Origin of the sequence: Streptomyces sp. NPDC006197 (assembly GCF_040613865.1) — a bacterium.
Taxonomy (GTDB): Bacteria; Actinomycetota; Actinomycetes; order Streptomycetales; family Streptomycetaceae; genus Streptomyces.
This window is the reverse complement of record NZ_JBEXSZ010000011.1, coordinates 85,696-99,426: the sequence shown is the minus strand read 5'-3', so window position 1 is coordinate 99,426 and position 13,731 is coordinate 85,696. Positions and strand designations below refer to the sequence as shown.

General features: G+C 72.8%; 7 protein-coding genes and 2 pseudogenes. 5 read left to right on the top strand and 4 right to left on the bottom strand.

Features of this window, described 5'->3' with window-relative positions; genetic code table 11:
• Positions 1-95: 95 nt before the first annotated feature.
• The 4 genes and pseudogenes from ABZ318_RS05810 to ABZ318_RS05795 all read right to left on the bottom strand — a co-directional run.
• Positions 96-2,639: pseudogene (locus ABZ318_RS05810) on the bottom strand (alpha-amylase family glycosyl hydrolase); the annotation flags it as partial.
• Between the two features lie 140 nt (positions 2,640-2,779).
• A pseudogene (locus ABZ318_RS05805) lies at positions 2,780-5,848 on the bottom strand (alpha-amylase family glycosyl hydrolase); the annotation flags it as partial.
• A 141-nt stretch (positions 5,849-5,989) separates the two neighbouring features.
• Positions 5,990-6,982: a dTDP-glucose 4,6-dehydratase gene (rfbB, locus tag ABZ318_RS05800; RefSeq protein WP_356901248.1), complete on the bottom strand. Its 993-nt coding sequence runs from the start codon at positions 6,980-6,982 to the stop codon at positions 5,990-5,992.
• Complete coding sequence (locus ABZ318_RS05795) at positions 6,979-8,046, bottom strand: glucose-1-phosphate thymidylyltransferase (protein ID WP_356901247.1); 1,068 nt, start codon at positions 8,044-8,046, stop codon at positions 6,979-6,981. Before ABZ318_RS05795 ends, rfbB begins: the two co-directional genes overlap by 4 nt.
• A 240-nt stretch (positions 8,047-8,286) precedes the next feature.
• On the opposite strand from ABZ318_RS05795, the gene ABZ318_RS05790 reads away from it, so the two are divergent.
• The 5 genes from ABZ318_RS05790 to ABZ318_RS05770 are packed head-to-tail and all read left to right on the top strand — an operon-like array spanning position 8,287 to position 13,730.
• Positions 8,287-9,579 carry an aminotransferase class III-fold pyridoxal phosphate-dependent enzyme gene (locus ABZ318_RS05790; protein WP_356901246.1) on the top strand — a complete coding sequence of 431 codons (1,293 nt, stop codon included), beginning with the start codon at positions 8,287-8,289 and terminating at the stop codon, positions 9,577-9,579.
• Positions 9,576-10,598 (top strand): ATP-binding cassette domain-containing protein, encoded by a 1,023-nt coding sequence (locus ABZ318_RS05785; RefSeq protein ID WP_356901245.1) that lies wholly within the window; start codon positions 9,576-9,578, stop codon positions 10,596-10,598. The genes ABZ318_RS05790 and ABZ318_RS05785 overlap by 4 nt, the downstream gene beginning before the upstream one ends.
• Positions 10,595-11,410 (top strand): ABC-2 family transporter protein, encoded by an 816-nt coding sequence (locus ABZ318_RS05780; RefSeq protein ID WP_356901244.1) that lies wholly within the window; start codon positions 10,595-10,597, stop codon positions 11,408-11,410. Before ABZ318_RS05785 ends, ABZ318_RS05780 begins: the two co-directional genes overlap by 4 nt.
• On the top strand, positions 11,407-12,207 hold the full coding sequence (locus tag ABZ318_RS05775) for an ABC-2 family transporter protein (RefSeq protein WP_356901243.1): 801 nt from the start codon (positions 11,407-11,409) through the stop codon (positions 12,205-12,207). Before ABZ318_RS05780 ends, ABZ318_RS05775 begins: the two co-directional genes overlap by 4 nt.
• A gap of 8 nt (positions 12,208-12,215) precedes the next feature.
• A complete protein-coding gene (locus ABZ318_RS05770; protein WP_356901242.1) occupies positions 12,216-13,730 on the top strand; it encodes a phosphotransferase in 1,515 nt (504 codons plus the stop codon).
• The last annotated feature ends 1 nt before the right edge of the window (position 13,731 follow it).

The following is a 13,731-nucleotide window of genomic DNA, read 5'->3' as shown; positions in this document are numbered from 1 at the left end:
GCGATTGCCCAGGTAGGTCCAGGGGGAGGTGTTGCAGATTATGGAGAGGACCAGGTCCTCGACCGGCTCCGTGCCGGGGCGCTCCAGGGTGATCGCTCGAAGACCGCGCCGAAGGCGTCGCTGCGGACCGGGGTGAGCGGCCGGGACCAGTCGGTGGGGGCGGCGGCGCCGGTCCAGGTGTGCAGTCCCCAGCCGGTGTAGTCGCCGTCCGGGCGGTAGTAGTGGATGACGGCCTTCCTCTCGTCCTGCGGCGGGTAGACCCCGGCCGGGACGGTCTCGGACTGGCCGTCGGCGCCGGCCTCGACCCAGACCTCTCCGGTGCGCCGCAGTTCCACGGTGCGCCGGGGCCCGTCCGTCACGCCGTCCTTCTCGACGGTGTAGGGGACGCTGCCGGTGGCGGGGTCGACCTTGACCCAGGCGAAGGCGCCGTAGGCGTCGCGGCCGGTGAACTCGGCGGTGGTGCCGCCGGACACGAGCTTCCAGCCGGTGTAGTCCCCCTCGGGGCGCCGGTAGTGGACGACGGCGTAGTCGCGTGCGAAGGCGCTGGGCCGCGTGGGCGCGGCGGGCTCACCGGTGGTGGAGGCGGCGCGGCTGCTCGCGAGGCGTCCGCGGTCGTCGACGACGACGGCCTTGTAGCGCAGGGGGGTGCGCGCGGGCGTGTCGCCGGGCAGCGTCTGCGTGACCTTGTACGGGGCGTGGTCGGCGGAGCCGAGGACGCGCCAGGGTCCGTCGCCGACCTGGGCGGCGAAGACCACGCGGCTCAGTTCTCCGCCCCGGACGTCGGCGGAGAGCTCGACGGTGCCGGTGGCTCCGGCGGCCGGGGCCTTGAGCGTCAGGGCGGGTGCGGTGCGGGGGGTGTCCAGGGGGCGGCCGGCCTTGAGGACGACCGAGGACAGGGCCGGGACGGTGAGCGTGACCGCACGGTCGCCGTCGCTGCGGACCGCCGTGGTGTGTCCGTAGAGCGGGGTGAAGGAGGTGCGCGAGGTCCCGGTGCGGAAGGTGACGGTCCGTGGGGTGGTGGCGTTGTTGACCGCGACCAGGTACTCGGTCCGCCGCTTCGGGTCGATCCTGGAGGTGGCGTGGACTCCCGCGGCGCGGGTGTCCGCGTACCGCTCGATCTGCACGCCGTCGCGGAGGGCGGGGTGTCGCTTCGTCAGGCGGGAGAGGTCGGCGATGGAGCGGTAGAGCGGGTGGGTGGTGTCGTAGGCGTCGGTCGCGTGGGTGCGGTCGGTGCCGATGAGGTCGTCGTCGAGGTAGTCGGGGACCTTCGAGGCGAAGAGGGTCTGGCGGGCGTCCTTGTCGCCGCCTGCGCCGGTGAAGCCCTGTTCGTCGCCGGCGTAGACGACGGGGTTGCCCCGGGAGAGGAAGAGGATCTCGTCGGCGAGGCGGGCCCGGGCGAGGAGTTCCCGGTCGTCGGCGCCGGGGTTGTCCTTGCGCAGGAAGCCGCCCAGGCGGCCCATGTCGTGGTTGCCGAGGAAGGTGACCTGCTCGTAGGCGTTGGCCTTGTCGGTGGTGTAGCGGTAGTCCTGGGCGAAGACGTCGGCGAGGGAGGAGGCCGGGCGGCCGAGGGACACGACGTCGCGGACGGCCTGCTGGAGCGGGAAGTCGAGGGTGGAGTCGAGCCGCCCCCGGGTGACGTAGGGAGCGGTGACGGCGGGGTCGGAGGAGAGGACCTCGCCGAAGATGAGGAAGTCCTTCCGTCCGTGCTCGGCGGCGTAGGCGTCCAGGGCCGTGGCCCACCGGGTCCAGAACTCCATGTCGACGTTCTTGACGGTGTCGACGCGGAAGCCGTCGACGGCGAAGTCCCCGACCCAGCGCTCGTAGATCTCGGCGAGCCCGCGCACGACCTCGGGACGTTCGGTCCACAGGTCGTCGAGGCCGGTGTGGTCGCCGTAGAGGCCGCTCTCGCCGACGAAGGTGGAGTCGCCCCGGTTGTGGTACATCGTGGGGTCGTTGAGCCAGGCGGGCTTCTTGGCGTTCTGTTCCGCGGGGGCGGTGACGGGGGTGTAGGGGAGGCCGTCGGCGTCCACGGGGGCGGCGGTCCTCGTGTCGTCGAAGGGCCGGCCGGTGCTGTCCAGGTAGGGGTAGGCGCCCTTGCTGCGGTAGGCGTACCGGTTCTCGCCCGACCGGATGACGTCGGCGGTGTGGTTGGTGATGACGTCGAAGAAGACCTTCATGCCCTTGGCGTGGGCGGCGGCGATCAGCTTCCTGAGGTCGTCGTTGGTGCCGAAGTGCGGGTCGACCTGGGTGAAGTCGGTGATCCAGTAGCCGTGGTAGCCGGCGGAGGCGTCCTTGCCGGTGCCCTGGACGGGCTTGTTCTTGAAGATCGGCGCCATCCAGATGGCGGTGGTGCCCAGGCCCTTGATGTAGTCGAGCCGCTCGGTCAGGCCCTTGAGATCGCCGCCCTGGTAGAAGCCCTTGTCCTCGGGGTCGAAGCCGGTCTCCAGACGGCTGCCGGTGAGCCCGCCCCGGTCGTTGGAGGCGTCGCCGTTGGCGAACCGGTCCGGCAGGAGGAAGTAGAACTGCTCGCGGGTGAGGTCGTGCCGGGCGGGCTGGGCGGCGAGGGCCCGGTCCGACGGCGGCGGCGGGGTCCGGTGGTCGGCCGCCGCCGGGCTGTGGGCGGCGACGGCCGTCGCCATCAGCGCGACGGCGGTGGCTATGGCGACGCGTGCTCCGGGGCGTGCGGGGTGCGGCGCCGTGCGGGGTGCGGCGGGGGTGGGGGTGGCTGGCTCGTGCACGTCTGGGTCCCTTCCAGAGGGGCGGTTCAACGGGTGGGCTGTTGGACGCCGGTCGCGCCCAGGAGGGCGCCGTCGGCGGCCCGCTGGGTGGCGATCAACTGTCCTCGTCGCGCCTCGGCGGCTCGGTCGAGGTCGCGGGGATCGAGGGCGAAGGCCGACCAGCCCTCGTACCGGGGATGGCGTGCGCGCTGGTCGGCGGTGAGGGTGGTGGGGGTGAGGCGGAGCCACCGGCCCTCGTCGGAGAGGGCCCCGTCGGCGAGCGCGATGCCTCCGGGGGCGTAGACGAGCTGCTGGCTGGCGACTCCGGTGCCGGTGCCGCGCCAGACGACGGTGGTGTCGTCGAGCCAGACGGCGTCGCTGCGGCTCAGGTCGAGCGGGAAGGCCCCGCCGAGGGAGGGAGACAGGTGGACGGGGTCTCCGGCGAGGCGCCAGACCTCGCGGCCGTGGAGGCGGAAGTCGAGGACTTCGTCGGTGGGGACGTCCTTCTCCTCCTTCCTGTGGAGGATGTAGCTCAGGGAGCCGGCCCTCTCGCCGAGGGGCACCTCGAAGACGAGGCCGAAGGCGTCGCGGCGCGCGGGCCGGATCGGGTCGTTCCATTCGGGCGGGTGCGCGGCGCCGGTCCAGGCGTGCAGTCCCCAGCCGTCGTAGTCGCCGTCGGGCCGGTGGTAGTGGATCACGGCCTTGGTCGGGTCCTGGGGGGCCTCGGCGGCGGCGGGGCGGACGGCGTCGACCAGGGTGGTGCCCTGGTGGGTCCAGACCTCGCCGGCGGCGGTGACGTCGAGGACGCGTTCGGGGCCGTCGGGGACGCCGTCCTTCTCCACGGTGAAGGAGAGGCTCGTCGTTCCCTCGGGCGGGGTCACCCACGCGAAGGCGCCGTACGCGTCCCGGCCGGCGAACTCCGCGGTGACGGAACCGGCGCGCAGCCGCAGGCCGTCGCGGTCGCCGTCGGACCGCCGGTAGTGCACGACGAGGTGCCGGTGTTCCGCCTTCGGCCTGACCGGGGGCGGGTTCTCGCCGGTCGTGGTGGCGCCGAGGGCGGCGGCGGTGCGGCCGGAACCGTCCACTGCGACGGCCTTGTAGCGGACCGTCGTGCCGGCGGGCACGGTGGCGGGCAGCTGCTGCGTGACCCGGTACGGGGCGTGGTCGGCGGAGCCGAGGACCTGCCAGGGTCCGTCGCCGACCTGGGCGGCGAAGACCACCCGGCTGAGGGGGTCTCCGGAGACGGCCGCGCCGATCTCCACGGTGCCGCGGGCTCCGGCCGGGGGGACGGAGAGGGCGAGGGCGGGTGCGGCCGCGCTGCGGGGGAGCGGGGTACGGGCCCTGAGGACGACGGCCGACAGGGCGGGCACGGTGACGGTCACGCTGCCGGTGGGTCCGCTGCGCAGGGGGCGGTGGGTGCCGTAGAGGGGGAGGAGGTCCTGGTGGGGGGCGCCGGTGGGGACGTCGGCGGTGCGGGGCTCCTCGGCGTTGTTGACGGCGACGAGGTACTCGGTGCGGTCCCGGGGGTCGACGCGGGAGAAGGCGTAGACGCCCTGCCCGTCGGCGACGTGGCGCTCGATCTGGACGCCGTCGCGCAGCGCGGGGTGCCGTTTCGTCAGGCGGGAGAGCCGGGCGATCGCCCGGTAGAGGGGGTGGCTCGGCTCGAAGGCGTCGGTAGCGTGGGTGCGGTCGGTGCCGATGAGGTCGTCGTCGAGGTAGTCGGGGACCCGCGAGGCGAAGAGGGTCTGGCGGGCGTCGGCGTCACCGCCGGCGCCGGTGAAGCCCTGCTCGTCGCCGGCGTAGACGACCGGGTTGCCGCGGCTCAGGAGGAGCAGTTCGTGGGCGAGCCGGTCGCGGCGGAGCAGTTCGGCGTCGGTGGCGCCGGGGTTGTCCTGGGTGAGGAAGGCGCCGATCCGGCCCATGTCGTGGCTGCCGAGGAAGGTGACCTGCTCGTACGCGTTGGCCTTGTCGGTGGTGTAGCGGTGGTCCTGGGCAAGGACGTGCGCGAGGTCTCCGGCGGGTCCGCCGCGCGAGACGTAGTTGCGCAGGGCGGCCTGGAGGGGGAAGTCGAGCGTCGAGTCGAGCCGCCCCCGGGTGACGTAGGGGGCGGTGATCGTCGCGTCGGCCGAGAAGGCCTCGGCGAACATGAAGAAGTCCTCCCGGCCCCGCGTGGCGGCGTAGGCGTCGAGCGCGGTGGCCCACTGGGTCCAGAAGTCCATGTCGACGTTCTTGGCGGTGTCGACGCGGAAGCCGTCGATGGCGAAGTCCCCGACCCACTTCTCGTAGATCTCCTTCATGCCCTCGACGACCTCGGGACGTTCGGTCCACAGGTCGTCGTGGCCGAAGAAGTCCCCGTTGAGGCCGCTCTCGCCGACGAAGGTGGAGTCGCCGCGGTTGTGGTACATCGTGGGGTCGTTGAGCCAGGCCGGGACCTTGGTCCGTTCCGTGGCGACGGGGGTGTACGGGAAGGAGTCGGCGTCGACCCGGGGGGTCTCGGCGGTGTCGTCGAAGGGGCGGCCGGTGCTGTCGAGGTAGGGGAACGCGCCCTTGGGGCGGTAGCCGTACTCCTTCTCGGCGTAGTCGACGGTGTCGGCGGTGTGGTTGGTGATGACGTCGAAGAAGACCTTCATGCCCTTGGCGTGGGCCGCGTCGACCAGTGTCCTCAGGTCCTCGTTGGTGCCGAAGTGCGGGTCGACCCGGGTGAAGTCGGTGATCCAGTACCCGTGGTAGCCGGCCGTGGCGTCCTTCGCGTCTCCCCTGATCTGGACGGGGATGTTGGTGAAGACGGGGGCCATCCACAGGGCGGTGGTGCCGAGGCCCTTGATGTAGTCGAGCCGCTGGGTGAGGCCCTTGAGGTCCCCGCCCTGGAAGAACTTCTTGTCGGCGGGGTCGAAGCCGGTCTCCAGGCGGCTGCCGGTGAGCCCGCCCCGGTCGTTGGAGGCGTCGCCGTTGGAGAACCGGTCGGGCAGGGCCAGGTAGAACTGTTCGCGGGTCAGGTCGTGTCGGGCGGGCTGTGCGGCGAGCGCCCGGTCCGACGGGGGCGGTGGCGCCGGCGACGGTGCCGGTGTCGTGGACGCCGTCGACGGTGTGCCGGTGAGGGCCGTCGTCAGGAGGGCGGTCGCCAGGGTCATGGCGGAGCGCCGGAGAGGTCCGGTCACGGGTGTGCTGCTCCTCGGGAGCGTGGATGGGCATGCGTACGGAAGGGGCGGCCGGGCACGGCTCGGCCCGGCTCCGGGGAGGCGGAAGCGGCTCGACGGGGCGCCGGCCGGGTCTCAGCGGCGGACGGCCCCGTCGGCGGAGTGGTCGCCGGACGTCCGCGGGCTCCGGTCCGCGTACCAGCGGACCGTGTCGGCGAGGGCCGTGGCGAAGTCGGCGCGGGGCTCGTAGCCCAGCTCTCGCCGGATACGGGTGTCGTCCACCGCGTACCGCCGGTCGTGGCCCTTGCGGTCCGTCACCCGGACGATCCGTTCGGGTCCGGCACCGCAGAGCTCCAGGAGGTGGTGGGTCAGGTCCAGGTTGGTCAGGGAGGTCCCGCCGCCGATGTTGTAGATCCGGCCGGGGCGTCCGCCGGTCCTGACCAGTTCGACGGCGGTGACGTGGTCCTCCACGTGGAGCCAGTCCCGGATCTGGGAGCCGTCGCCGTACAGGGGCACGTCCTGGCCGGCCAGGAGGGCGGTCACGAAGCGCGGGATCAGCTTCTCGGGGTGCTGGCGCGGTCCGAAGTTGTTGGAGCAGCGGGTGACCCGGACGTCCAGGCCGTGGGTCGCGTGGTAGGCGAGTGCCATCAGGTCCGCGGCGGCCTTGGAGGCGGAGTAGGGCGAGCTGGGCCGGAGCGGGGCGTCCTCCGTGGCCGCGCCCGCGGCGATCGAGCCGTACACCTCGTCGGTGGAGATCTGGACGTGGGTCCGCACCCCGTGCCGGACGGCCGCGTCCAGGAGGGTCTGCGTGCCCAGGACGTTGGTGCGGACGAAGGGCGAGCCGTCCTCGATCGACCGGTCGACGTGGGACTCGGCCGCGAAGTGCACGATCTCCTCGTGTCCGGGCACGATCCGGTCGACGAGCGCCGCGTCGGCGACGCTGCCGTGGACGAACCGGAAGAGCGGGTGGTCGCGCACCGGGTCCAGATGGGCGGGGGCGGCCGCGTAGGTCAGGTCGTCGAGGACGGTCACGGAGACCTCCGGCGGCCCGTCGGGGCCGAGGAGGCGCAGGACGTGGGCCGAGCCGATGAATCCGGCGCCGCCGGTGACGAGTATGCGTCGGGTCATGGGTGGAGTTGCACCTTGCTGTGGTCGCCGAGGACGAGGCGGTGGGCGTACGGGAACCGGGGGGCCGCCACGACGGCGTCACGGCCGATGAAGGAGCGTTCGATGCGGCCGGCGCATTCGACGTCCGCCCCGTCGAGGAGGACCGAGGCCTCGATCGAGCTGTCGTGGACGCGGCAGTTGGCGCCGATCGAGGTGTAGGGGCCGATGACGGCGTTGCTGATGACGCTGCCCGGGCCGATGACGACGGGGCCGGTGATCCGCGACCCCCGGACCACGGCGCCCTCGCCGAGGCTGACGCGGCCCACGACGGCGCTGTCGGGGTCCACCTTTCCGTCGAGTCGCCCGCTCAGGCCGTCCAGGACGTGGCGGTTCACCTCCAGCATGTCGTCGACGCTGCCGGTGTCGCGCCACACGGAGGTGGTCGTCTCGGCGCGGACGTCCTGCCCGTCGTCGATCAGCCACTGGACCGCGTGGGTGATCTCCAGTTCGCCCCGGGCGGACGGGCGAATCGCGCCCACCGCCTCGTGGACGGCGGGGCTGAAGGCATAGACGCCGATGAGGGCGAGGTCGCTGCGGGGGTGCGCGGGCTTCTCCTCCACCCGTGTCACGCGGCCGGTCGCCCCGACCTCCGCCACGCCGAAGGCACTGGGGTCGGGGACGGAGGTGACGAGCAGTCGGGCGGCGGCGGGCTGGAGCGCCGCGTGGGCGATGAAGTCCCGTACGCCGTCCTGGAGGTAGTTGTCGCCCAGGTAGACGAGGAAGTCGTCGTCGGCGAGGAAGTCGCGGGCGGTGGAGACCGCGTGGGCGAGGCCGAGCGGGCGGCTCTGCGGGATGTACGTGACGTCGAGTCCGAAGGCGGAGCCGCCGTCGCCGACGGCCCGTCGGATGTCGTCCGCGTAGTCGCCCACGACGAGGCCCACCTCGCTGATGCCGGCCTCCGCGATGGACTCCAGGCCGTAGAAGAGCACCGGCTTGTTGGCGATCGGCAGGAGCTGTTTGGTCCCGGAGTGGGTGAAGGGGCGCAGTCGGCTGCCGGTTCCGCCGGCCAGGACCAGGGCTTTCACATCGGCTGCCTTCGGTGGGGTGCGGCCTGGCGGTGTCTGTGCACGGTCCCTCCTCGGTCTCGAGGCGCTTGTCGGCGGTCGCACCGGCGACTCAAGCAGAGCCGCGCGGTGCACTGCAAGACATGCCTGAAAGTTTCTGAAATCTCTTGCTAGTCATCACCGGAGGGTGTTTCACTCGCACATCGGAACGATCAACTGGCTTTCGGCGCACTTCAGTTCGTCCGACCCATGGGGGCATCGGTGGCAGGTCACCAGCGAGAACTGCTGGTCAGAGAGGCACGGCATCTGGCCCCTGGCGCCTCGGAGGAGGCGGCGCTCGCCGGGCGCGTCTTCACCGAAGGACGCGGGGCCGTCCTCACGGACCTCGACGGCAACCAGTACCTGGATTTCGCCGCCGGCACGCTCACCCAGTCGCTGGGGCACGGCCATCCGGAGGTCGTCGCGGCACTGACCCGCCAGGCCGAGCGGCTGTGGAACGTGCACGACAGCCCCACCCCCGAACGGGCCGCCTTCTTCGAGCTGCTGGCGCGCCTGCTGCCCGAACACCTCGACACGTACGCGCTGTTCTCCACCGGCGCGGAAGTGGTGGAGGCCGCGCTCCGGGTCGTCCAGTCCACGGCCGAGCCGGGCCGCAACCGCATCGGCGCGCTGCGGCACGGTTTCCACGGCAAGACCATGGGCGCCCGGATGCTGGTCCACTGGGACGTCGGCCACCAGGCCTTCGCCGGGAACAGCGTCCTCGGCTACGCGCCGTACTGCTACCGCTGCCCGCTGGAACTGGAGTACCCCACCTGCGGCGTCCGGTGCGCCACCCTCGTCGACCGGCACATCGCGTCGAAGCCGAACGTCTCCGCCCTGGTCTTCGAGCCGGTGCTCGGCGCCGCGGGAGTCATCGTGCCGCCCCCCGGCTACTGGGAGCGGATCTCGGACTCCTGCCGCGACAACGGCGTCCTCCTCGTCGCCGACGAGGTGGCGACCGGCGGCGGCCGTACGGGGGCCTTCCTCGCGTCCGAACTCCTCGGCGTGGAACCGGACCTCGTGACGATGTCGAAGGGGATGGCGAACGGCTTCCCCTTCGCCGTCCTCGCGGGACGGCGCGACCTGCTGCACTCCCCCGCCGCCGCCCCGCCCGGCGCCTACGCCTCCACCTACGCCGGAAACCCCCTGGGCATCGCCGCCGCACGGGCGACGCTCGAAGTCGTGGAGCGCGACCGGCTCATCGACCGGGTCCGGGTGCTGGGAGACCGGCTGGGCGAGCGACTCGCCGCCCTGCACGCCCGGTTCGACGTGCTCGGGGAGGTCCGGGGCGTCGGACTGCTGCACGGCCTCGAATTCGTCCGTGACCGCGCCACCCGCGCCCCCGCCCCCGAGACCGCCCGCGCCGTGTACACCACCGCCCTCGACCTGGGGCTCCGCACCTCGGTCGGCGGCCACGTCATCCGGCTTGCGCCGCCCTTCACGCTGGACGAGGCGCTCCTCGACGAGGGCGTGCGGATCCTCGGGCAGGCCATCGAACGGGTGGTGGCCGCGTGATCGTCGCCGAACGGCTCACCAAGGACTTCCGCGTCGCCGAGCGGCGGCCGGGCCTCCTCGGCAGCCTCTCCACCCTCCTCACCCGCGAGTACCGGACCGTGCGCGCCGTGGACGGCATCTCCTTCCACCTGCGCGCCGGCTCCAAGACCGCGTACATCGGCGCCAACGGGGCCGGCAAGTCGACCACGATCAAGATGCTCACCGGCATCATGACCCCCAGCTCCGGCCGGTGCCTGGTGAACGGCGTCGAGCCCTACCGGCAGCGCCGGGACAACGCCCGTGCGATCGGCGTGGTCTTCGGGCAGCGCAGCCAGTTGTGGTGGGACCTCTCCGTGCCGGACTCCTTCCAGATCCTGCGCAGGATCTACGGGATACCGGACGCGGTGTACGAGCGGAACCTGGCGCTCTACCGCGAGCTCCTCGACATCGACGCCCTGGGGACCACCCCGGTACGCCAGTTGAGCCTCGGGCAGCGGATGCGGGCCGAGATCGCGGCGAGCCTGCTGCACGACCCGAAGGTCGTCTTCTGGGACGAGCCCACGATCGGCCTGGACATGGTGCTCAAGGAAGCCGTCCGCACCCTCGTCAACCGCGCCAACGCCGAACTGGGCACGACCGTGCTGCTCACCAGCCACGACCTCTCCGACATCTCGGCCATCTGCGACGACGCGCTCGTCGTGGACGGCGGCCGGGTCGTGCACGAGGGCACGCTCCACGAGCTGCTGCGCCGCGCCGACCGCCGGTCGGTCGTCTTCGACCACCGCGGCGGCCTCGGCGTGGCGGACACCGTGCTCCGGATCGAGACGGGGCTCCCTGGCGCCACGGCGGGCCTCACGGCCGAGGGACGGATCCGGGTCGACTATCCGGCGGAGGCCTTCACCTCCCGGCACGTGCTCGGCTTCCTCCTGGACCACTTCGAGCTCGCCGACTGCTACGCCCCCGAGCCCGACCTGGAGACCGTGCTCCGCCAGACCTACCGGGGCGGCGCTCCCGCCGCGCGGGACGGCGGTGCCGGATGAGGGCCGCACCGCGCGCCGGCACCTACGTGCCCTTCGCCACCAGCGGGCTGCAGTCCCTGCTGCAGTACCGCTCCACCTTCCTGATCACCGGCGTCACCGCCGCGGCGGGCGCCGCCGTCACCGTCTTCCTGTGGCGGGCGGTCTACGCCGGCTCCACGGGCCCCGGGCCCGGCGGCTTCACCCCGGCGAGCGTCACCACCTACCTGGTGGTCGCCCAGGTCCTGGCCGTGGTGCACGCGAACCGGGTCGACGACGAGGTCGCGGCCGAGGTCTACCGCGGCGACATCGCGGTGATGCTCGTGCGCCCCGTGAGCTATCCCCTGGTCCGCTTCGCCGCCTGCCTCCCCGTGATCGCCGCCAACGCGCTCCTCGTGGGCGTCCCGCTGCTCGTGCTCTTCGCGGTCCTCGTCCCGCTGACCGTCCCCACCCCGGTGGACGCGGCGCTCTTCGTCCTGTCCACCGCGCTCTCCACGGTCATCGCCTTCTGCGTGAACCTGCTGACCGGCATGGCCGGGTTCGTCACCACCAACACCTGGGGCGTCCGCATGGTCAAGCAGGGGATCGTCTCCTTCTTCGCGGGGCAGACGGTCCCCCTGGCCCTGCTGCCCGGCCCCCTGCACGCCCTGGCGATGGTCCTGCCCTTCCGCGCCATGGCGGACGGCCCCCTCACCCTGCTCCTCGGCCGGTACGAGGGGGTCGGCGGGGCGTCCGCCGTCCTCGGCCACCAGCTCGGCTGGGCCGTGGGGCTCGTGCTGCTGTGCGCCGTGCTGTGGCGCGCCGCGGCGAGCCGGCTGGAGGTGCTGGGCGGATGAACCGGCCCCTCGGCGGCCATCTGCGCCTGGCCTTCTTCCTCGGCGGCGTGGGCCTGCACCGGCTCACCGCGTACCGTCTCGACTTCCTCCTCGGCTCCGGGGCCTTCCTCGTCCGGGTGGGGCTCCAGACCTTGGCGGTGGGCGTGGTCTTCACCCACGTCCCGGCCGTCGCCGGCTGGTCCTACCACCAGGTGCTCTTCCTCCTCGGCTGCTCCCTGCTGCCGCGCGGGCTCGACCACCTCTTCACCGACCAGTTGTGGGAGCTGAGCCGCAAGCTGATCCAGCGGGGCGAGTTCTACCGCTACCTGATCCGCCCGGTGGACCCCCTCTTCTCGCTCCTGTCGGAACGCTTCTTCCACCCGGACGGCTTCGGCGAACTGGCCGTCGGCACCGTCCTGGTGCTCTGGTCCGGAGCCGAGCTGGGCCTCGACCCCACCGCCCTGCAATGGGCGCTCGTGGTGCCGCTGATCCTCTGCGGAGCGCTCGTCCACGCCGCCGTGAAGCTCTTCTTCGCGTCCCTGTCGTTCTGGACGGTGACGAGCATGCCGGCGATGCAGACGGCCACCCAGGTGTCCGAGTTCGCCGGCTATCCGCTCGACCTGTACCACCCGTCGCTGCGGATGCTCCTCACCTGGGTGCTGCCCTTCGCCTTCACGTCGTACGCGCCGGCCGTCTACCTGCTGCACGGCTCCACCGAACTGGTCCGGTGGCTTCCGGTCGTGACCGGCCTTTCCCTGCTCGCCGCGCTGTCGCTCTGGCGGCGCGGCCTTTCCAGATACGAGATGACCGGGAGTTGACGAACTGCGTGACCAGCGACACCCAGCTCCATGAACTGCTGCGCGGCGCGGACTGGCCACCGGAGGACGTCCGCCGGGCCGACCGCTACGCGCCGATCGACGAGGCCCCCCTCGGCTCCGGCACCACGCTGTTCGTCGTGTCCGTCGTCGGCGGCCCGGCGCACGGCAGGCTCCTCCTCGTCCCCGCCCGCGCGGACGGGTCGGGCCGCCTGGTGGACGCCCAGGGCTCCGCGGGCTTCGACCTCGCCTGTGTGCGGCTGATGACGGCCGGAGGCCGGATCCGCACCGCCCGCGGCGGTCACGTCGACTTCCGCGGCGGGACCGAGGCCCGCACGGTCTCCCCCCTCCCCTTCGCACAGGGCCGGTCCTCGAACTCGCTCTCGCTCCTCGACATCGACGGCCGCCCCCACCTCCACAAGACCTACCGCTCCCTCGGTGCCGAGGTGCGGGAGCCCGAACTGCTGCGCCTGATGGACGGCAGCGCCCACACGCCCCGGTGGTTCGGCGACTACGGCTACGTGCCCCCGGGCGGGGCGGAGCGACTGGCGCTCGGGGTGGTCTACACGTACACGCCGGGCAGCGGGATCGACACCCCGCTGCGCGCGAACCTGCGCGCGCTCTGGCCCAGGCTGACGGGCGATCCGACGAGCGTTCCGCACCACGGGGAGCCCGCTGCCCTGGACGGCCTCGTCCGGGAGCACCTCGCTCCCCTCGCCGCCCCGCTCCGCGCGGCCCGCTCGTTCCTCGGCGGGTTCCACGAAGAACTGCGCGTACGCCTCGGCCGGGGGACTCCCCCGCCGGACTACCCCGTCGAGCGTGCTCTCCGCGCCGCCGAGGAGCGGTGCCACGCGCTCGCCGAGCGGGCCGGCCGCGAGGCGGGTCTCCCCGCGGCCGCGCTGGACTCCGCCTTCGACTCCCTGGCCCGGGAGATCGCGCTGCTGCGGACGGCCTTCGACGCGGCCGGCACGCACCCCGCGGGGCCCTGCCACGGCGACCTCCATCTGTCGCACCTGCTGTGGGACCCGCCCCGGCTCATCGACATCTCCACCCCGAGCACGGGCCCGGACGCCCCAGGCTGGGCCGAGCAGTCCCCGCTGCAGGACCTGGTCGCGCTGGGACGCGCCCTGGAGTACTTCGGCGCCGACGAGGCCGCGTACGAGAGCGCCCGGCTCCTGGGCGTCGACTCGACGGAGACGATGCTCGCCTCGCTCGACGGCGGCGCCGGCCTGCCGCCGCGCGAGCGGGCCGTCCTCCTGCTCGTGTTCGAGGCGGCGGACACCTGGCGCCGGCACGTCGCCGGCCTGCTGCTCGCACACGCCGGATCCGGCGAGGGCCCTGCCGGGCCCGGGCCCGGCGCCCCCGACGAGCCGTTGCGACGGTTGCTCTACCTGCGCCGCCTGCTGCACGAACTCGACTACAACTTCGCGCACGCCCGGCCCTACCACGCCGCGATCGACCTGCGCCACGCCATGGCGCTCGGTCTTCCCTCCCCGCTCGCCCGCACCCTGACCACGAGGACCTGAC

Excerpts from the sequence above, each read along its gene's own strand:
- rfbB (WP_356901248.1), bottom strand. The coding sequence starts at position 6,982 with ATGACCCGACGCATACTCGTCACCGGCGGCGCCGGATTCATCGGCTCG.
- ABZ318_RS05780 (WP_356901244.1), top strand. The coding sequence starts at position 10,595 with ATGAGGGCCGCACCGCGCGCCGGCACCTACGTGCCCTTCGCCACCAGC.
- ABZ318_RS05775 (WP_356901243.1), top strand. The coding sequence starts at position 11,407 with ATGAACCGGCCCCTCGGCGGCCATCTGCGCCTGGCCTTCTTCCTCGGC.